At 35.7% G+C, this 20,854-nt stretch carries 22 protein-coding genes; 19 read left to right on the plus strand and 3 right to left on the minus strand.

Translation table 11 applies throughout. From position 1 onward, the window contains the following. The first annotated feature begins 54 nt into the window (after nt 1-54). From fliF to A9G03_RS12055, 14 genes are all read left to right on the plus strand, one after another. Entirely contained in the window at nt 55-1,764 is a 1,710-nt protein-coding gene (fliF, locus tag A9G03_RS11990; protein ID WP_065633050.1) for a flagellar basal-body MS-ring/collar protein FliF, read from the plus strand. Then, nucleotides 1,761-2,765, plus strand: a complete 1,005-nt coding sequence (gene fliG, locus A9G03_RS11995) for a flagellar motor switch protein FliG (protein ID WP_065633049.1) — start codon at nt 1,761-1,763, stop codon at nt 2,763-2,765. Before fliF ends, fliG begins: the two co-directional genes overlap by 4 nt. Then, nucleotides 2,758-3,510: a FliH/SctL family protein gene (locus A9G03_RS12000; RefSeq protein ID WP_065633048.1), complete on the plus strand. Its 753-nt coding sequence runs from the start codon at nt 2,758-2,760 to the stop codon at nt 3,508-3,510. The genes fliG and A9G03_RS12000 overlap by 8 nt, the downstream gene beginning before the upstream one ends. 7 nt (nt 3,511-3,517) lie before the next feature. Continuing rightward, nucleotides 3,518-4,885 carry a flagellar protein export ATPase FliI gene (gene fliI / locus A9G03_RS12005; RefSeq protein WP_218837134.1) on the plus strand — a complete coding sequence of 456 codons (1,368 nt, stop codon included), beginning with the start codon at nt 3,518-3,520 and terminating at the stop codon, nt 4,883-4,885. Between the two features lie 13 nt (nt 4,886-4,898). Beyond that, nucleotides 4,899-5,360 carry a flagellar export protein FliJ gene (gene fliJ, locus A9G03_RS12010; protein ID WP_065633047.1) on the plus strand — a complete coding sequence of 154 codons (462 nt, stop codon included), beginning with the start codon at nt 4,899-4,901 and terminating at the stop codon, nt 5,358-5,360. After that, on the plus strand, nt 5,350-6,546 hold the full coding sequence (locus A9G03_RS12015) for a flagellar hook-length control protein FliK (protein WP_065799325.1): 1,197 nt from the start codon (nt 5,350-5,352) through the stop codon (nt 6,544-6,546). Before fliJ ends, A9G03_RS12015 begins: the two co-directional genes overlap by 11 nt. A 176-nt stretch (nt 6,547-6,722) precedes the next feature. Continuing rightward, complete coding sequence (locus A9G03_RS12020; RefSeq protein WP_065799326.1) at nt 6,723-7,190, plus strand: flagellar basal body-associated FliL family protein; 468 nt, start codon at nt 6,723-6,725, stop codon at nt 7,188-7,190. Between the two features lie 5 nt (nt 7,191-7,195). Further along, nucleotides 7,196-8,233, plus strand: coding sequence for a flagellar motor switch protein FliM (gene fliM, locus A9G03_RS12025; RefSeq protein WP_065633044.1), 1,038 nt, complete (start codon nt 7,196-7,198; stop codon nt 8,231-8,233). Next, entirely contained in the window at nt 8,226-8,603 is a 378-nt protein-coding gene (gene fliN / locus A9G03_RS12030) for a flagellar motor switch protein FliN (protein WP_065633043.1), read from the plus strand. Before fliM ends, fliN begins: the two co-directional genes overlap by 8 nt. Continuing rightward, the gene (locus tag A9G03_RS12035) at nt 8,603-9,040 is read left to right on the plus strand and encodes a FliO/MopB family protein (RefSeq protein ID WP_065799327.1); all 438 of its coding nucleotides are present in this window, start codon (nt 8,603-8,605) and stop codon (nt 9,038-9,040) included. The genes fliN and A9G03_RS12035 overlap by 1 nt, the downstream gene beginning before the upstream one ends. After that, nucleotides 9,037-9,777: a flagellar type III secretion system pore protein FliP gene (fliP, locus tag A9G03_RS12040; protein WP_306453258.1), complete on the plus strand. Its 741-nt coding sequence runs from the start codon at nt 9,037-9,039 to the stop codon at nt 9,775-9,777. Before A9G03_RS12035 ends, fliP begins: the two co-directional genes overlap by 4 nt. An 8-nt stretch (nt 9,778-9,785) precedes the next feature. Continuing rightward, a complete protein-coding gene (fliQ, locus tag A9G03_RS12045; RefSeq protein ID WP_065633041.1) occupies nt 9,786-10,055 on the plus strand; it encodes a flagellar biosynthesis protein FliQ in 270 nt (89 codons plus the stop codon). Between the two features lie 5 nt (nt 10,056-10,060). Continuing rightward, nucleotides 10,061-10,861: a flagellar biosynthetic protein FliR gene (fliR, locus tag A9G03_RS12050; protein WP_065799328.1), complete on the plus strand. Its 801-nt coding sequence runs from the start codon at nt 10,061-10,063 to the stop codon at nt 10,859-10,861. A 589-nt stretch (nt 10,862-11,450) separates the two neighbouring features. After that, nucleotides 11,451-12,743, plus strand: a complete 1,293-nt coding sequence (locus tag A9G03_RS12055) for a hypothetical protein (RefSeq protein WP_143425859.1) — start codon at nt 11,451-11,453, stop codon at nt 12,741-12,743. 138 nt (nt 12,744-12,881) lie between these two features. Here A9G03_RS12055 and A9G03_RS12060 read toward each other — a convergent pair whose 3' ends face one another. Both A9G03_RS12060 and A9G03_RS12065 read right to left on the minus strand, forming a co-directional pair. Next, nucleotides 12,882-13,517: a tetratricopeptide repeat protein gene (locus A9G03_RS12060; protein WP_065633038.1), complete on the minus strand. Its 636-nt coding sequence runs from the start codon at nt 13,515-13,517 to the stop codon at nt 12,882-12,884. 262 nt (nt 13,518-13,779) lie between these two features. Next, on the minus strand, nt 13,780-14,115 hold the full coding sequence (locus A9G03_RS12065) for a zinc ribbon domain-containing protein YjdM (protein ID WP_065633037.1): 336 nt from the start codon (nt 14,113-14,115) through the stop codon (nt 13,780-13,782). A 321-nt stretch (nt 14,116-14,436) separates the two neighbouring features. Between A9G03_RS12065 and A9G03_RS12070 the strand changes: the two genes are divergently transcribed. The 5 genes from A9G03_RS12070 to A9G03_RS12090 all read left to right on the plus strand — a co-directional run bounded on the left by A9G03_RS12070 (nt 14,437) and on the right by A9G03_RS12090 (nt 19,448). After that, complete coding sequence (locus tag A9G03_RS12070; RefSeq protein ID WP_065799330.1) at nt 14,437-16,011, plus strand: hypothetical protein; 1,575 nt, start codon at nt 14,437-14,439, stop codon at nt 16,009-16,011. A 54-nt stretch (nt 16,012-16,065) separates the two neighbouring features. Further along, nucleotides 16,066-16,599 carry a hypothetical protein gene (locus A9G03_RS12075; RefSeq protein ID WP_143425860.1) on the plus strand — a complete coding sequence of 178 codons (534 nt, stop codon included), beginning with the start codon at nt 16,066-16,068 and terminating at the stop codon, nt 16,597-16,599. Between the two features lie 197 nt (nt 16,600-16,796). Then, complete coding sequence (locus tag A9G03_RS12080) at nt 16,797-17,798, plus strand: ABC transporter substrate-binding protein (protein WP_065799332.1); 1,002 nt, start codon at nt 16,797-16,799, stop codon at nt 17,796-17,798. Nucleotides 17,799-17,859: 61 nt separating this feature from the next. Further along, nucleotides 17,860-18,687 carry an ABC transporter permease gene (locus A9G03_RS12085; protein WP_065633035.1) on the plus strand — a complete coding sequence of 276 codons (828 nt, stop codon included), beginning with the start codon at nt 17,860-17,862 and terminating at the stop codon, nt 18,685-18,687. Continuing rightward, nucleotides 18,687-19,448, plus strand: a complete 762-nt coding sequence (locus A9G03_RS12090) for an ABC transporter ATP-binding protein (RefSeq protein ID WP_065799333.1) — start codon at nt 18,687-18,689, stop codon at nt 19,446-19,448. The genes A9G03_RS12085 and A9G03_RS12090 overlap by 1 nt, the downstream gene beginning before the upstream one ends. Before the next feature lie 171 nt (nt 19,449-19,619). Here the strand turns inward: A9G03_RS12090 and tuf are convergent, their stop codons facing one another. Beyond that, on the minus strand, nt 19,620-20,804 hold the full coding sequence (gene tuf / locus A9G03_RS12095) for an elongation factor Tu (RefSeq protein WP_065633263.1): 1,185 nt from the start codon (nt 20,802-20,804) through the stop codon (nt 19,620-19,622). Between the last annotated feature and the right edge of the window lie 50 nt (nt 20,805-20,854).

Genomic DNA, 20,854 nt, shown 5'->3' on the forward strand with positions numbered 1-20,854 from the left:
TGGATTGATAATAAACTCTAGAACAAATCTAATTAGTTTAGCATTAGGGTTTTTATGGATAGCCAAACTGTCGGTAACAAAGGCGAATCAATATTGAGTAAGTTACCATTTATCAATCAATTTAAACAAAATCGTAAAATGCTGCTGCTTGTTGCTGGCGTGGTTGTGCTTGCCATTAGTAGTATCGCCTATTTATGGTTAAAAGATGATAATTATGGGGTTTTGTTTAGCCAGTTGAGCGATAAAGATGGCGGCGAAATTATTAGCCAACTTGATAAGATGAATATTCCTTATCAGTTTTCATCTTCAGGATCGACTATCTTAATTCCTGCTGATAAAGTTTATGACACGCGCTTACGTATTGCCCAGCAAGGCCTACCTAAAGGTGGTGCTGTTGGTTTTGAATTACTCGACAAAGACAGCTTTGGTATGAGTCAATTTAATGAACAGATTAATTATCAACGCGCATTAGAAGGCGAACTATCAAGAACCATTTCAATTATTAGTAGTGTGGATGATGCGAGAGTGCATTTAGCGATGCCTAAGCCATCTTTATTTGTACGTGAACGAAAATTTCCTTCAGCGTCTGTAGCATTAACATTGTTGCCAGGACGATCATTATCGCAAGGGCAAATAGATGCTATTGTTCATTTAATTTCAAGCAGTGTACCGGAATTACAAGCAGAAAAAGTCACAATTATTGACCAACAAGGTCATTTATTAACGGGTGAAAAATTTCGCGACGGTAACGTCAACGTAGCGCAGTTAGAATACAGTCAAAAAGTAGAAGATACTATTCGAGAGCGGGTCGAAAAAATCATTACACCAGTGTTAGGTAAACAAAATATTATGGTGCAAGTTAATGCTGATATTGATTATAGCCGGCAAGAAGCAACATCTGAAACCTTTGATCCCAATGGCGATACTGCTCAGCAAACCTTACGTAGTAAGCATCAAGTGGAGAATCGTCAGTTAGCAGCAAACGATAACACAGGTGGTGTGCCGGGCGCTTTGTCAAACCAACCTATGCCAACACCGAGTGCCCCAATAGATGATAATCCAGACTCAAAATCAAAAGACGATAAGAAAAAAATTTATAATTTACAATCAAATAACACGTTAAATTTTGAAGTAAATAGACAAATCGTGCACAGTAAAATCCCAGAAGGGCGTATTAAACGATTGTCAGTTGCAGTGCTGGTTAATTATAAGTTTATGGCACAACAGTTGGATCAATCTCAATTACAAGAGCAATCTGACAATGCCAAGGAACCAGCACCACAATGGGTGAAATTAGATAAAGACGAATTGGAAAATATTGAAGCATTAGCGCGTCAAGCAATGGGATTTTCTGATTCACGCGGTGATACGTTGACAGTTGCAAATTTAAAATTTACCGATCAAGCGCTCGAAACGGATGATAGCTTGCCATTTTGGCGAACACATGAGTTTTATGATGTGCTAAAAACAGTAATTAAATATCTTGTTTATGTTTTAGTGTTATGGTTTGTTTGGCGCAAAATGTTACGTGCTTTATGGATTAAATTACAACGCCAGCTCTTTAATGTGAACCATGCTTCAACGGATACTAAATTATCGGGTGAGGATAAGTTAGATTATAAGGCGCATAGTAAACAGCAGCAGAAGATATTTGAAGATAATATGCAGCAGCAACAATATATTCGCAAAATTGTCGAGAAAGATCCTCGGGTCATGGCGTTAATTATACGTGGTTGGATAAGTAAGGCGGACACAAATCCATGAATTTAAGTTTAAGTGAATCTCAAAAAGCAGCAACCGTGCTAATGGTATTAGGTGAAGAGCTTGCCGCTAACGTTATGCAATACCTTAATCCCAAAGAGGTACAGCAAATTAGTAGTGCAATGATGTCGCTACCACAACTTTCTCAAGAACAGTTGAAAGACATCTTAAATGAATGTCAAAAAACACTTGAAGAGTGTGCAGTACTTAATACCGATACCAATGGTTATTTACGTTCAATTCTCGAAAAATCAATCGGTACTGAAAAAGCCGATCGGTTACTTGATGAGTTGTTAGAGGTCGATTTAGATGAAGCGAAAGATGGACTTGAGATGCTTAATTTTGTCGATGCAGCTAGAGCGGTTGATTTAGTTAAAAAAGAACATCCACAAATTATTGCTACAATTTTAGTTCATTTAAATCGAGATTTAGCTGCGGAAATTTTAAATCTATTTGATGATGAATTACGTAATGATGTCATGCTTAGAATCGCAACATTTGGCGGGGTTGAGCCGTCGGCACTTCAGGTTTTATCTGCCTCATTATCGACGTTACTACATGGTCAAAATATTAAACTTAATAACCTTGGTGGTATTCGTACTGCGGCTGAAATTATTAACTTGATGAAATCACAACAAGAAGAATTGGTGATCAATTCCTTACGTGATTATGACAGTGAACTTGCACAGAAAATTATTGATGAAATGTTCTTGTTCGAAAATCTGGTTGAAGTTGATGATAGAAGCATCCAACGTCTACTTAAAGAGGTGGATAATGAAACATTGATTATTGCCTTAAAAGGGGCATCTGTGGCATTACGTGACAAGCTATTAAGTAATATGTCACAGCGTGCCGCTTCGATTTTACGTGAAGATTTAGAAAATAGACCACCAGTGCGCTTATCTCAAGTCGAAACAGAACAGAAGAAAATTTTGGTTATTGCGCGCAAATTAGCTGAAAGTGGTGAAATGATTTTAAGTAGCGGTGATGACGAATATGTATAATCGAACCAATACCATGAGTTGGGAACCATTAAGTTTTCAGGATTTAACGTTAGCTAAGTCGCAAAAGTTAACCAAAAAGAAAATAACTAAAAATGCTGATAAGGTTGAGCCTAAGCCAGAACCTAAAGTTATTGAAGTCGACAACAGTGTTATTGAACAACAATTAGCCATTATCAAGCAACAAGCAAAAGAGCAAGCTTATCAAGATGGATTTAATTTAGGGAAAGAAGAAGGGTTTAATATAGGCCAACAAGCAGGTTATGAGCAAGGGTATGCCATTGGTCAACAAGAAGGCAAAGCGGTAATTGAACAACAGCTTGATGCAGAAAAATTAAAAGCAGTAGAGACAATAGCTAATTTAGTTAGCCATTTTCATACCGCTATCAATCAAATAGATGATTTAATTGTCCCACAATTGTTTGATTTAGCCTTAGTTGCGGCACAAAAAACGGTAGGGACAATATCAAAAGTTAAACAAAAACAGTTAATGCATACCATTAAGACCTTAATTGACGAAGGTTCGATGATAATTAAGTCAGCTTCTTTGCACCTGCATCCCGATGATCTGTTATGGATTGAACCTTTATTACAAGATGAAATTAAACAATATCATTGGCAATTAGTTGCAGATACGAATGTTGAATTAGGTGACTGTAAAATATGGACCGATACTAATCAAGTCGATGCTAGCAATGCTTGTCATTGGCAAATGATGGCCGATTGTATACAGGGAGAGAATCAGTAGCGTGAGCTTGGCAAAGCAATGGGCAGCTAAAATTGATTATGCCACACAGCAGCTGCAATCGTTATCGTTGATTCGGCATTATGGACGATTAGTTAAAGCTTCGGGCTTAGTACTTGAAGCTATCGGATTAAAATTACCGTTAGGATCAAATTGTTTTGTTGAACGGCAATCACATGGAAAAATCGATGCGGTGGAGTGTGAAGTCATTGGCTTTAACGATAAAACTCTATATTTAATGCCTTTTGATACCACTGAAGGTATTTTGTTAGGTGCTAGAGTGTATACCGCACAATATGATTTAGCTCACTTTAATCATAAAGTGTTACCTATTGGTATGGCATTGTTGGGTCGGGTTGTTGATGCAGCTGGAAGACCGTTAGATGGTATGCCATTACCAGAAAATATTGAATATCAAGGATTAGCAAATTCATCGCTCAATCCACTACAACGTACACCTATTGATCAGATCTTAGATGTGGGTATTCGAGCTATTAATGCGCTGTTAACCGTTGGTCGAGGGCAAAGAATGGGGTTGTTTGCCGGTTCAGGTGTTGGTAAAAGTGTTTTATTAGGGATGATGGCGCGTTATACCAAGGCCGATATTATCGTCGTTGGCTTAATTGGTGAGCGTGGTCGGGAAGTTAAAGATTTTATCGAAAATATTTTAGGAAAAGAAGGATTAGCGCGATCGGTTGTGGTAGCTGCTCCTGCTGATGTTTCACCGCTGCTACGTTTACAAGGCGCGGCATATGCAACAAAAATTGCAGAAAACTTTCGCGACCAAGGGTTTAACGTGCTACTCATTATGGACTCTTTGACCCGTTATGCTATGGCACAACGAGAAATTGCTTTAGCTATTGGCGAACCACCAGCTACCAAAGGTTATCCACCTTCGGTATTTGCTAAATTACCGGCATTAGTTGAAAGGGCAGGTAATGATGATAAAGGTCAAGGATCGATTACTGCATTTTATACCGTATTAACTGAAGGCGATGATCAGCAAGATCCGATTGCAGACTCAGCACGTGCTATTTTAGATGGGCATATTGTATTATCACGTTCACTCGCAGAATCCGGGCATTACCCAGCGATTGATATTGAAGCGTCAATTAGCCGTGTCATGACTGATTTAACACCTGTTGCCGATGAAAAAAAATCTCGGTTATTTAAACAGCTATTTTCGAGTTTTCAACGAAATCGTGATTTGATTAATGTCGGTGCTTATGTTTCGGGCACCGATCCTCTATTAGACAGTGCTATCACTTTGTACCCAGCAATGAAAGATTTTTTACAACAGGGTATTGATGAACATTGTAGTTATCAAGATGCTTATCAACAATTAGCCAGTATGTTGCAACCCATTTTAACTAATTAAAAAGGGGGGAATGATGAATAAAAATTCAGGGTATTTGGCGTTTTTAACATTAAAAAAGTTAGCGAAAAAATCGCTAGATGATACGTTAATTAAGTTAAAAAAAGCTGATGATAATCAGCGCCATGCTCAGTCTCAGCTCAATTTATTAAATGAGTATTATCTTGAGTATCAAGGACGATTGAATAAAGCTTTATTCAATGGCATTAAAGGGCATGAATTATCAAATTTTCAGGCTTTTATTGCAACACTAGAGCAAGGTATTGCTAAACAAAGAAAGTTATTATTGACGTTAGATATCAAAAAAAAACAGATAACGCATGAACTTAATCAATCTCAAAAAAATCTTAATACTTATAAAACATTGTTAGATAAGCAGCAGCAAAAATATGTAGAGCAACAAAACCGGTTACAACAAAAACTGACAGATGAATTTGCTCAGCAACAATTAGCCAGGAGAGCGTTAAATGAATATTAACCTAATCACTGATGTAGCATTAGCACCTTCAAAGCAGTTACCCTCAACTGATGAAGATTTGTCGTTGGTGGATAGCGATTTATTTCAGCAATTATTACACGCTAATCAAAATCATGGGTTAGGTTTGCAACACAGCCTTAACTCAACACAAAAAATAGGTGATGATAGTGACGCGGATCAGCAACAAGATGATAGTTGTTTAGCTATGGTGTGGATAACGCCATCTCCGCTAGAAATCGTTAATTCACGAACAGATGTCACATTGAATGATATGATTGCCAATCATTTAATTGAAAAATCGCATTGCGCCTTAAACGCTAATCAACCGGCTAAAGTTGATAGCTTGCCATTGAATACTTTGCAAAATGCTGATTCTCCGACAATTGCTAATAATCAAGTTACCGAGTTGTTGATATCGATCAATGATAGTGAACTATTGATCAACAACATCTCTCAGCCAGATGAATTCTTTAATCAACGTAATGGTGCTAGTAACCGTTTAATGGAAGAACATTTGGTGGATAAAACAATTGCGGCTCATTATTTGCAAACGGATGCACCAAGTCAGATGCTGGATTCTGATAGTATAAACAAACCAATTGCTTTATTTAATCAGTTTGTAACTAACCCTGTGGATAATGATACTGCCATTCATGCCCAAGCCGATAATCATGTTGTGACCAGTATTAATACGTTCACTCAACCTTTTTCACAACAAACTGCGCCTGTTACAACTTCGACTTTTATGATGAATTTGCCTATGCCAGTTGATGTGACACAGTGGCAAGCAGCGTTGACAGAGCAAATTAGCTTAATAACTCGTCAAGGTATTCAAAGTGCGGAAATCAAGTTAAACCCCGAACAATTAGGATCGTTACATATTAAGCTTGATCTGCTCGATGATAAAATCAATATGCATATGGTAGTTGCCCATTCGGCGGTTAAAAGTGTTTTGGAATCTACATTACCTTATCTTAGAGCTTCCCTTGAAGAACAAGGCATGAGTTTAGCGCAAACCAATATTAGTGATTTTTCAACGATGCATCATTCAGAGCAATCCTCTGGATATAAATCAAGTAAAAATCCTCAATTCACTGCTGCTAATTCAGATACCATTGATGAATCTGTTGAGCAAGTGGAGGGTGACAAGCCCTTATCGCACTTAGGATTAAGTATATTTGCTTAAGTGAAGGAGTTAGCTTGTGTTTAGCGGTTGTTTCAATGTTAAAAACGTCGAATAGGTGATATTTTTATTGTCTATTCTTCAAATCAAATTTTTAAGCATGATTTATTATTTTTGTAATTTTTACCATTTAGCTGGTCAAAAAATAATTTTTAATTTTTACTGAGATAATAATCAATATGCAAACTACCAAGAAAAAAGTAAGTATTTTAAACATAATACTTATTATCATTACGTTATTAGCATCAGGCACTGCAGTTTATTTGTGGTTACAAAATCATTCAAGTAACAAGCCTCAAGTTGAGCAAGAAACACCAATTGTATCTCCGGTATTTTTAACTTTAAAACCTTTCACTCTTTCGTTACCGGTTGCCGAAGATAACAGTGATGCGACTAAAATTTTGTATGTTGGTATGGTGTTACGCGTTGCTGATGAGCAACAAAAAACAGTTTTATTAGAGTATTTACCAGAAGTGAGAAGTGATGTTTTACTTTTGGCATCAAAGCAGTATGTTAATAATCTTAAAAAAGAGAACGGTAAAACTGATTTACAAGAGAAGATTAAGTCAACGTTAACTCGTCAATATGACGCAAAACATTCTGTAAAAATTGATGAAGTGCTATTTACTGATTTTATACTTCGGTAAGTATTATGTCTGATAAGCAAGAATCAACAGTTGACATTAATCCCTCTACAGATGCTGAGTTTACTCATAACCCAGCAGAGGCTCAATCTGATATTTTGATTGATTCTCAGCAATCGATTGGTAAAAAGATTGAAGTCAAACCCTATGATTTATCGGTAAAACACAGCTTTATTCCAGAGCGATTAACCGCTTTAGAAATTATTAATGAGCGTTTTTCGCGCCAGTTTCGCATTGGCTTATTTAATTTACTTCGTCGTAATACCGATGTTATTGCTTGCCCGATTGAGCCGAAAACATTTAAAGAGTTTTCGGCAATTTCGGCAACAAATCATCTAAATTTAGTCCATCTTAATCCACTAAGGGGGACGAGTTTATTTTCGTTTTCACCTGAACTGGTGTTTATTGTTGTCGATACTTTATTTGGCGGTGATGGTCACTTATCTAAAGTTGAAACAGAAGGGCGAGAGTTTACTCATACTGAACAACAAATTATAAAACGAGTATTAGAGCTAGCTTTAACTATCTATCAAAATGCATGGACAGATATATATTCAATTGAAACTGAATATATTCGTTCTGAAATCCAAAGTAAATTTACCAATATTACCAGCTCGCCGGATGATGTTGTATTAACCACTACATTCAAAGTCGAAATTGGTAATTGTAAAGCTACATTTTGTATCTGTATTCCCTATGCAATGGTTGAACCCATCAAAGAATTACTAATAAAACCGCCAGTAGAACAACAAACGTATCAGGATGATAACGTTTGGATGAGTTCGTTAACCAGTGGTATTAAACAATCGACCGTTGAATTAGTGGCTAACTTTACTCATATCCATACCACAGTCAATAAACTTTTAGCCTTAAAAGTGAATGATATTTTAGTGATTGAAAAGCCTACACATCTTGATGTCACTGTTGGTGGGGTGCCAGTGCTAAAAGGTCACTATGGTAAAGTGAATAAACAATATGCAATTCAAGTCGAACAGGTAATTAATCCTGTTTTAGAACAACTGAATGAAGGAGCACTTAATGACTGATAGCAAATCAACGAATGATGATGATCAAACGTCCGCTGTGGCTGATGAATCAGTGAATAAACAAACTATTTTTGAAACACTATCACCACAACAAACCGAAATCAAAAAGCAAGATATCAATTTGATTTTAGATATTCCTGTGAATTTAAGTGTTGAATTGGGTCGAACCAAAATGGCAATTAAAGATCTCTTAAATTTAACGCAAGGCTCAGTTATTGCATTAGATGGTTTAGCCGGTGAACCTTTAGATATATTAATTAATGGTTATTTAATTGCACAAGGTGAAATTGTGGTGGTGGGTGATAATTATGGTGTGCGAATTACTGATATTATTACACCTTCTGAACGTGTACGTAGATTGAGTCGTTAATGTCTAGTAACAATCAACATACATCTCCAGCAATATCCACAAGTGAGCATACCGTGTCTTCTTCGCCAGAAATGAACCTATATACACAAGTTGCAACATCGATGGGGCTATCCTTTGTTTTAGTTATTAGCGTTATTTTGTTATTAGGTTGGATGGTCAAGCGGCTGAGTTGGAAAAAAAAGACAAAGCAGTTAATCGAGGTTAAATCTATCTATAATTTAAGTCCAAAAGAACGCATTATTTTAGTACATGTTGATCACCAATTATTGGTTGTCGGGGTGAGTGCACAACAAATGACGTTATTACATACGATAGATGAGCAACGTACTGAAATGTTATTATCCCAACCTACCGCAAGCAAAGAATCGAGTAAAAATAATTTATTTCATCAACTATTACTGTCTACGTTAAGTTCAAAAAGGAGTAATAACGAGTGAAGTTAAAAATCTTTTTTTTACTTAGCTTATTATTATTCAGTCACTTATGTCAGGCTGACATTTCACCGTTTTCTTTGATTGCTGAACCCACGGCGCAAGGTGGGCAAAGCTGGTCATTGCCAGTTGAAACGTTAGTTTTTATTACACTACTGACCTTTATTCCGGCTATTTTGCTGTTAATGACCAGTTTTACGCGGATTATTATTGTATTAGGTTTGTTACGTAATGCACTCGGCACTCAGTCAGCACCACCTAATCAAGTGATATTAGGTATTGCGTTGTTTATGACATTTTTTATCATGTCACCGGTATTTGATAAAATTTATCAAGATGCTTATTTACCCTACTCTCAAAACCAAATTACCTTGCATCAGGGCTTATCTACAGCCAGTCAACCATTACGAGAGTTTATGTTAACTCAAACTCGTGAAGATGATTTAGCGTTATTTGTAAACATGTCTCATTCAGGTGATATTGCAACGCGTGATGAAATTCCTTTAAAAATATTGGTGCCCGCGTTTGTGGTGAGTGAACTTAAAACCGCTTTTCAAATCGGTTTTACTCTTTTTATTCCCTTTTTAGTGATTGATTTGGTGGTAGCAAGCACACTCATGGCACTCGGTATGATGATGGTTCCACCAGCAACGGTATCTTTACCATTTAAAATCATGCTGTTTGTGTTAGCCGATGGGTGGCACTTATTATTAGGATCGTTGGCTCAAAGTTTTTTTAGTTGAGGAGTGTTATGTCATCTGAATATATCAGTACATTAGCGATGCAAGCGATAAAAGTGGCAGGCTTACTTGCTGGTCCTTTACTCCTTGCTGCACTGATTACTGGGTTGATTATTAGTTTGTTACAAGCGGCAACTCAAATTAATGAAATGACATTGTCATTTATTCCAAAGATTCTGGCGGTAGTTGTAGTACTCATTATTTTAGGCCCATCAATGTTATCAACAATGATTGATTATATTCGAATTGTTATTACCGATATTCCAAACTTAACGCGTTAAGCTTAATGGATTTTAATATTCAGCAACTACTTAATATTGATTTGTTTACTTGGATAAAACAATGTTTTTTTCCATTTGTACGCATTTTAGCATTGATTATGGTTGCTCCTATTACCGGCGAAAAAGAGGTCCCTAAGCGACTTAAGATTGGTTTAGCTTTATTTATTACTATACTTTTACCCTTACCTGAGTTTGATAATACCTTAGGGATCTACTCTTTTATCGGGGTTGCTGTTATTTTGCAACAAATTGTCATCGGTGTCATGATGGGTTTTACTATGCAGTTAGCATTTATGGCAGTCAGGTTTTCTGGTGAATTAATTGGTATGCAAATGGGACTTGGTATGGCGACTTTTTTTGATCCAATTGGTGGTCCTGCAACCTCGGTATTATCGCGCTTAATTAATATCGTCGCACTGTTAATTTTTTTAAGTTTAAATGGTCATTTGTGGTTGTTATATGGCTTGGCTAATAGCTTTGATATCATTCCAATTAGCTTTACCTCTTTAAAACAAAATGGCTATTTAGTTTTAATTGAGGTCAGCGCATCATTATTTGTAAATGGTCTTATGTTAGCACTCCCGTTAATGACATTGTTGTTGATAATAAACATTGCACTTGGTTTATTAAACAGAATGACACCACAATTATCCATTTTTGTGGTCGGCTATCCGGTGACCTTATTATTGGGACTGACCATGTTAACTTACATAATTTCAACATTACCTGTTTTTGCCGAATCTATTTTTGAACAAATGTTTGAACATATTTCAACCATGCTTTTGGATTTAAGTGATAGTAATTAACTCTAAAATTGATAGGGTTATATGCTAGCCTTTATAAATTGTACAGTAATAAGACAATGTTATATTTATAATTCAATTTTGAGTTCTTTTTTATTGCAAATTTATGACTATTTTGATGAAAAGAAAAGTAATCAAAAAGCCAAGTTATAGTACAAATGTGTAAACGATTAATGGTCTAACTGATTAAATAAGTGTTAATAATTCCGTCATATACTTGACATTTTTTTATAATAATAAGGGTATACAACAAGATCGTTTTCATTTAGCATACAAGCATATTTAATGCAAATTACGTTGTATTGCATAGTTATTAAACAGATTCATTCTTTCAATTTTAGAAAAATTTATATTTATATTTATGAAAAATAAGGAATAATTGTCAAAAGAGGTAAAGTATGTTAAAATATGGTCCTAATCAAGCATCACAATAATTGATCATTTTCTGTTCTATAACGGTTTTCTTTTTTATATCTCTTCTTATTTCAACTATTTTCTACTTTATGCAATTACCACTAAAAATTATCGAACTGTATGTCGTATAAAAGTAATCGATATCCTTGTTATTTTAATTTTGCTCGCTACTTTTTTATTGCCAATTAATTCTGCTAATGCGCTATCTGCGGTAACATCTCAAAAAATTATTGGTAATTCACCTAGATTTGTTGATGTTCAAAATGCTACCAATAAGCTTGGGTTCAAAGTGAATGGTATCTTGTATCGTGAATTTGACAATAATATCAAATCAACAGAAATAAAAGTGTTTGATGGAGAATTTACCTTTGATAATTTTCAAGTTCAAAATTATGACACCAGCAATCTGGTAGTGTTAAACAATTATAAAGATAGTGATGGTGATGGTGCCCATTTAAATACCCCTTTTGTTATTACTGAAACTGAATATAAGTGGTTTGATAATAGCGGTAAGCAAATAGATTCAAGTGAATATCAGCATAGTATTGGCTGTGGTAGTGGTTATTATATGCCTCTAAAACTGGTTATTGCTACACAAGTTAAGGTTAAATCACAATATGGGATACCCGATGAGAGTGAATATATAACATTAAAAAAAGAGTATAAAATTGCCACTAAACCTGCCATATGTTTTGCAAAACCTAACGCAACCATTACTGTTGAAAATGCCCAGTGGCATAGTTTTGATGACAATGGTAATTCACAACCTTGGAATCTCAATAATGCGCAAATTAGTTCGATATATGGTGGTGGGCGCACCACTGATTATGTACTGAATTTTGGTTTTAAAGCATCACCGACACAATCAAATGGAAAAAAATTTCCAACCACTGGTTTTCCTGGGGCTAAATTTCAGTTAGTAATGGCGGGTTCGCAATATGATTATCGTTTTTCTTTAATAACACCAACAAGCGATGTGGTTACGGTTAGTGCAGATGGGTTTGTTACTTTAAACAAGAAACCTGTGGGTAATGTAACTATACGTGCCACGCTGAAAAGAGAGCCAGCGATCACGTTTGATTATACTTTTAATCCAACATCGGTTTGGGCGGTGCCTACAGGGGATTATTCTGCTATTTGGGCCGTTGCTGTTCAAGATAAGTGTGGTAGTGAATCAAATGTATTAAGTCGGCAAGAACTGACTAATTCACCACAAAATCAAGCTCCTCAATTTTGGACTTATTTCGATAATAACTATACTCGCAAGATAGGCGGTGGACTTAGTGCTGAGTGGGGACAAATGAATCAAACAAGTTATCCAGATTCTAATTGGCGCAATGAGCATTATTGGACCAGAGATTACTATTCACCAGACAGGCACTTTGTTGTACATAGTGTTAATGGTGGAGTCGGTTATGATGGCTATGAAAACAAAATAGGGAAAATTAATTATATTGCTTGTAAGCAATAGCTATATTTACATATAAATCACTCCAGCTATAATTTTTTAGATAAAAAGAGTTATCAAGGATAAATAATTAAGGGATGATGTGATTATCGTCCCTTAATATAATATTTATTTTAATTTAAATTTTGTTTAGCTAGACTATTAATTTTCATGCCAACCTAGATAATCAAGCATGATATCCATTGGCGGTTTTTTACTATTTTTTTGATGTAAGGCGTTGTACACTACTTTGCCTTGTTCTAGCTCTGCTTTTGTCATTTTACTTTGTAGAACAGCTAAATTATTTGGTGCTTCTCTATCACCTTGATTGACTGCACTGGCAAATAAAGCCCAAGCAACAGACGTGTTTTGTGGTAAGATTTCGCCGTTAAGTGCCATTACACCCAGATTATTCATTGATTTGCCATCACCTTCATTTAGTCCGGTAAAATAATATCCCATTGCGGTACCCCAATCTTGTTTTACGCCTCGACCGAGTTCATATAATACAGCTAGGTTACCATTGGCTTTTACATTACCTTTTTCAGCTGCTTTTTTATAATACTTTACTGCAGTTTGATAATTTTGTTCAACACCTAAACCTTTCTCATATAAGGTACCAAGACTATTGTATGCTCGTGGGTCATCATTTTCTTTAATGGCTTTTTGAAAAAGCTTATATGCAACATCATACTGTTGATTTTGTGCTGCCTCGGCTGCTTCATCATAAGTTGCTGCTAAAGCGAGTTGAAGCGAGCTAAAGCTAAAAAACAATACAATTATCACTTTTTTAAACATGATTATTCTCCTTAATGTTGTAATAAACAAAAATTACAACTGCATAACACTTCATGTTGTTAACCTTATTTTCAATCGGTTATATGGTGATTGATTTACCAACATGATCTAAATACAAAATGAGCTTAAAAGTGAATATTGTCAATGTAAAGCAGTTAGATGAGCATTAATAGCCTAAGAAGTTTTAAAACAAGTTTGCGGAACAATTGGCGGGAAAACTATTTGTAACACTGATTGGAACAGCATTACAAATAGTCACTAACTAAGCTTTCTTAACAAAGCAGGCTTTTAGCATGATTTTCATGCCATCAATTTTACAATCGATTTCATGATCGCCTTCTACTAAACGAATACCTTTTGCTTTAGCACCTTTTTTCAGCACAGTTGATGATCCTTTTAATTTAAGATCTTTAATTAAAATAATATCATCGCCATCAGCCAGTAAATTTCCATTGCTATCTTTTACTTGAAGCTCGTCAGATGCTTCAGTAGCTTGGTTTGGGTCCCACTCATAAGCACATTCAGGACAAACATAAAAAGTACCATCATGATAGGTATGTTCTGAATGGCATTTAGGGCAGTTAGGTATAGATTCCATAATATATGATTAATCCAAATTGAATAAAATAGGGCCTACTATAGCAAAAAAACGTTATTAAGTCATGGCGACTTGTCTTTATACATGTAATTGTTAGCATATTGATTTTAGTATAAAATAATTTACTAACTTTTTTAGTATAATAAATGACATAAAATATTCATTTAGATTGTTATCTATTTTACTATTGCAACGCATTTTACTATGATTTGTAATCAACTATTTGATTTAATCAGTAATGTGCTTTTTGTTATATCTTAATGAATTATATCAAAATTTATTGAAAATTATTATAAGGGAGCAGTAAAAATATGTTAAAATATGGTCTTAATCGGGCATCGGGCATCGGGCATCGGGCATCGGGCATTATTAAATAGTCTAGGTACAAAAAGTCATCGCGCCAGCGAATTATCCTCGCACTTATCGTCTTTTATCTCTTTTATTTCATCTTTAAAATTTTTATATCACTTTAAACACTCTTCGAGCATTATTTCGTTAAATAATTTATATGTAATAGATTATTTTAAATCAATTCAATCGAAATTAGCGCAACGCTCATTATTCATATTTTTTATTTTATTGACGATTCACCCAGCCCAAGCATTAAGTACAACGACAGCGAAAGCGATAGAAGGTAGTGCACCGGAAGTGATAAATATCGATTTGGCAGCGAATAAACAAGGATTTACGGTTAATGGTGTTTTTTACAGTGAAGCAAGTAATAACATTAAGGGCAATGAAGTTAAGGAATTTAGTGGTGAGTTAAGTCCTGAAAATTTTATCGTTAAGAATTTTTACTATAATTCATTGGATAACACATTAAATTATGCAGATAAAGATGGCGATGGAATAGATACATCAAAGCCGTTTTTACTCTCACTTACCAGTAAACAGTGGTATGACGGTAATGGAAAATTAATTACAGATACTAGTAAAACGATGGGGTGTGGAAGTAGTTATCCGATGCCATTAACACTTGAGATTACAACACAAGTAAAGACCTATTCTAAATATGGCATGCCGAGGGAAAGTGATTATGTACCAATAGTGAAACGTTATCAAATCGCTCCTAAATCAAAAATTTGTTATGCCGCACCTTATTCGCTAGTCAGTTTTCCAGACTTAGAGTGGCGTATGTTTGATGCAAATGGGACACTACTACCTGGTTGGAGAAGTAGTGGTTCTCATCAATCTCATCCACTATATGGCGGGGGATATAATGACGATTATATTGCAAACAAGGGATTTAGAGCTGATCCAATTATCTCCTCTCGTAAGTTCCCAACTACAGGTTTTGTTGGTGCACAATTTCAATTAGTTATGACCGGTGCTCAATCAGATTATGATTTTTCGTTGTTGCAAAACCCTGGTAATGGAGCTTCCATTGATCACTTGGGTAATATCCGTTTAAATAATAAACCAACCGGACCGATTCAAGTTAGAACAACACTACGAAGAAAACCGACAGTTGTTCATGATTATATTTTTGACCCAACAACAGTTTGGGTTGAACCACAAAAAACATTTATTGGTAATTGGTCAGAGGCTAAAAATCAATGTGGTGGTTCACAATATATGCTAACACGTTCAGAATTAACTAATTCACCACAGAGTAAGGTATCCGGTCCTTTGCTTTGGCAGTATCATGACAATACATTTACTCGAGCTATAGGACAAGGTTTATTACCGGAGTGGGGTACAATAAATGCTGATGTCTCTTATCCTGGTTCATCTTGGACTGGAAAAACGCATTATTGGACAAATGAAGTAGATCTTCCGAATTACTCTCATTTTTTAGTTGTGGGACATGATGGCAATGTATCTATTGGTATTGACTCAAGAAATACCGATTTGCGTGATAGTACTATTGAGCTTCGGGTTGTGTGTAAGAAATAATGGTTTGTTATATCAAACCATATCTTATCTTTCAAAATGAGCAAAAATATTAAAATGACTATTATTAAGAAGTTGAATAATCAGCAGCAATTTAAAGGCATTCTCTTGTTTAAAGATGGTGTCTTTTTACGAGCTTATAATCAAGGTGTTTATATTTTAACAGAAGTACTTGGTTATCGTTTTAACGTTCGTGCAATGCAATTGAAAAAATACCAAAATCGATATGTTGTGACGTGTGCATTTCCGTTCAATAAATTGAGCGAGCGGCTACCAGAAGCGGTAATAACCGATTTTGGTGGACAGCTAGCGCATGAATTTGATATGGCTGAGTATCATGCATGGTTTAAGCGACGTTGTCTGGAAGTGAGTTTCACGAACTTAAAGACAAAAGCCAGCAGCGAGTCGTTGCAAACGCTCGAGTGGTTGGCGTCGGAGCCCTCGCTAGAAAGTGACAGTCATACAAACACGATTTGTTTGGCTGTCAGTTGGCAACAAGTTGTTTTCTTGAAGAATTGGCAACCAAATAGTTATCCTATCGAAGTTGATTATGCCTTTATTCAAAGCTTAAAAAATAAATTTTTCAAATAGATTCTAATTTAAAGACTACAAACAATAATCTTATTTAATACAATTAGTGTAGTCTTAGTTATATCTTTATATTTATTAATAACGGTTTTTGATAGTAATGTTGATATATTGTTATAAAACGAATATCTATCTTGCTGTTATGCTAAAAAATCGGTTATATTAAAACCATATTGAATATTTTTTAATTGGTTGCAGTTATGCTTAAAAACATCGTAGTAAAATTATCGTCCTTAATCTTAACGTTCACCGCTATATTTTTCCATCCTTTAGCAATTGCCGATCAAATCCCACAACCAGAATCACCAAATGTCACTATTGGTATTCAACCTTGGCTTGGTTATGGACAATGGTATATTGCTAAAGAAAAAGGTTTTTTTAACGAAAATGGTTTAACCAATGTATCAATGATCAATTTTATTGAAGATAAAGATATTAATGCGGCTTTAGCCAGCGGACAAATTGATGGTGCGAATGTAGCAACCCATACCGCTATGAGTATGGTAGCAGCAGGCATTCCAGTTAAAATTATTTTATTACTTGATACCAGTAAAACTTCAGATGCTATTTTAGTTGAGCCAAGCATCAAAACATTAGCAGATTTAAAAGGTAAGTCTATAGCTTATGAAGAAGGTACCACCAGCGATATCTTATTACGTAATGCGTTAGATAAAGCCAACATAGCATGGGATCAAATTACCCCAGTACCAATGCCAGCAGCTTCAGCAGGCTCTGCATTAATCACTAAACGCGTCAATGTCGCTGTAACTTATGAGCCATATATTACCGTAAGTAAAGCAAATGATGCTTCTATTCAAGTATTATATGATGGTGCGCAAGTTCCAGGTTTGATTAGTGATGCCTTTGTTGTTCGTAATGAAGTAATTGAAAAAAATCCAGGCAAAGTTTATGCACTTGTTAAGAGTTGGAATGATGCTGTACGTTATTATCATCAAAATACTCAAGATGGACGCGCAATTATTGTAAGAGGTATTGGTGAGTCACCGGAAGAAATCACCACTGCTTTTGATGGTGTCGAATATCTATCTATTGCTGATAATAATCAGCAATTCAATGGAGCATTTAAACAAAATACATTTGCACAAATATTAAAAGCGGCTACCTCAGCAGGTATGATTATGCAACCAATAAGCTATGAAAATGTTATTGATAGTCGATTTGTTGATAATTTATCTAACTAGGTATGAAAGTTAGTGTTTAAATTGTTAGTATTTATTAAGTATGAGTAGTTGAGTTGCAATAATGGTATCTAAAAAGTCCTTACAAGGCAAACACACGTCACAGCGTATATTTACAATAGGTAGGCAGCTCTCGCGCCGTAGTATGTTAACAATTTCAATAGTGACATTTGGCTTACTTTTGGTGTTATGGTGGGGTGTGACAACTTACGGTTTAGTTCAACCTATATTTATTCCTTCCCCTCCATCGGTTTGGCAGCGGCTTGTTGCCTTATGGGATAATGGTACATTAATTTCTGATATTCAAGTCAGTGTTTATCGAATTCTTACCGCTTTTATTATTTCGTCGATTATGTCAATTATCATTGGCGTGTTAGCTGGCTGTTTTGCGGTTGGTAAAGCCATTATTGAGCCATTAGTTGATTTTATTCGATATATGCCTGTTGTAGCATTTGTACCATTAACTATTTTATGGTTCGGTACTGGCGATCAGCAAAAATTTATCATTATTTGGATTGGTACTTTTTTTCAACAAGTTTTAATGGTGATTGATGCGACTAAACGTGTACCAGCCGATTTTATTGGTTTAGGGCGAACGTTAGGGATGAGTGAAAGTAAAATTCTTTTCAAGATTGTTATCCCTTCTGCTTTGCCTGCTATTTGGGATACCTTACGTATTAGTCTTGGTTGGGCATGGACTTGGTTGGTTGTCGCTGAATTAGTCGCGGCAACGTCGGGTTTGGGCTATCGAATTCTACTTTCACAGCGTTATTTTCAAACGGATACTATCATTGGTTATATTTTAATTTTAGGTTTATTGGGATTAATAACAGATCAGTTAATGCGCCTATTTGAAAAAATACTATTCCGCTATAATGTGAGGTCAAAATAATGGCGAGCTTAACTATCAAACATCTGAATAAAAGTTTTTGTTTAGGTAAGCATCAGCGCAATGTATTAAGTGATATAAATTTATCGGTTAATGATAATGAATTTGTTTCAATTGTTGGCGCTTCTGGTTGTGGTAAAAGTACACTATTATCGATTATCGCAGGTTTAGAATCTTATGATAGTGGTGAAGTTTTCGTGGATGATAAACCCATTTATACCCCAGGGCTTGATCGTGGTGTGGTTTTTCAATCTTACACTTTATTACCTTGGCTTACTGTCCAGCAGAATGTTGAATTTGCGCTTTCAGCTGCCGGTTACTCTGGTCACGAAAGCCGTGATATTGCCAAAGAACACCTTGAGTTAGTCAATTTATCTAAGTTTGCTAAGGTTTATCCTAATCAATTATCGGGAGGTATGAAACAACGCGTTGCGTTGGCGAGAGCGATTTCATATCGTCCTAAGATTTTATTAATGGATGAACCATTTGGTGCATTAGATGCAATTACTCGTCATCAAATGCAAACATTATTGACTAAAATATGGGAACAACATCGGCTCACTGTAATCTTTATTACTCATGATGTTGAAGAGGCAATTTATCTTTCTGATAGAATTGTTTTATTATCAGTGAAACAAAAAGGGATTAAAGCAATTTTTCCCGTTAATCAAATGCGGCCAAGAAATAAATCTACCTTAAATACGGGCGATTTTTTAAATCTGAATCAACAAATCCTTGATGCCATCAATCAAGATATTGAATAAAACATTATTGTTACAGTCACAATAAGACAATCAAAAAAGGATTGTTAAACGATATTGTATTATAGACGGCAATTTGCTTTCTTTTTTATGGGATAAAAAAACAGGTGCACATTGTGCACCTGCTTCTGAGCTAATTAAGAGCACTCATCGTGCTCTAGTTATTATCTAAAATTATTTAATAACTTTAGCAACAACACCCGCACCAACAGTACGGCCACCTTCACGAATCGCAAAACGTAAACCTTCTGCCATCGCAATTGGGTGAATTAATGATACTGTCATTTTGATATTATCGCCTGGCATTACCATTTCTACACCTTCTGGTAACTCGATAGTACCTGTTACGTCAGTTGTACGGAAGTAGAACTGTGGACGGTAACCTTTGAAGAATGGAGTATGACGTCCGCCTTCTTCTTTACTTAAAATATAAACTTCTGATTCAAAGTCTGTATGTGGTGTGATTGAACCTGGTTTAGCTAATACTTGACCACGTTCGATTTCTTCACGTTTAGTACCACGTAGTAACACACCTACGTTTTCACCTGCTCGACCTTCGTCAAGTAATTTACGGAACATTTCAACACCAGTACAAGTTGTCTTTGTAGTCGGTTTGATACCAACGATTTCAACTTCTTCACCAACTTTGATTACACCGCGTTCTACACGACCTGTTACTACTGTACCACGTCCTGAAATTGAGAATACGTCTTCAATTGGAAGTAGGAATGGTTTGTCGATATCACGCTCTGGCTCTGGAATATAAGTATCTAAAGCTTCAGCTAATTCAACAATTTTGTCTTCCCATGCTGCATCGCCTTCTAACGCTTTTAACGCTGAACCACGAATAACTGGTGTGTCATCACCTGGGAAATCGTATTGAGATAGAAGTTCACGTACTTCCATTTCAACTAATTCTAATAATTCTTCATCATCAACCATATCACATTTGTTTAAGAATACGATGATGTAAGGAACACCTACTTGACGTCCTAAAAGGATGTGCTCACGAGTTTGTGGCATAGGACCGTCAGTTGCTGCTACTACTAAGATAGCGCCGTCCATTTGTGCAGCACCAGTGATCATGTTTTTAACATAGTCAGCATGGCCCGGACAGTCTACGTGTGCGTAGTGACGAGTTGGTGTATCGTATTCAACGTGTGAAGTATTGATGGTAATACCACGTGCTTTTTCTTCTGGTGCGTTATCGATTTGATCGAATGCACGAGCTTGACCGCCGTATTTTTTAGCAAGTACAGACGTAATTGCAGCAGTTAAAGTTGTTTTACCATGGTCAACGTGGCCGATTGTACCAACGTTAACGTGGGGTTTTGTACGTTCAAATTTTTCTTTAGACATCTTAATGTTCCTTTATTTAACCACTTCCCTAATTTAATAGGGAAGTGTTA

Origin of the sequence: Gilliamella sp. wkB171, from assembly GCF_001693755.1 — a bacterium.
GTDB classification, from domain to species: Bacteria; Pseudomonadota; Gammaproteobacteria; order Enterobacterales; family Orbaceae; genus Gilliamella; species Gilliamella apicola_F.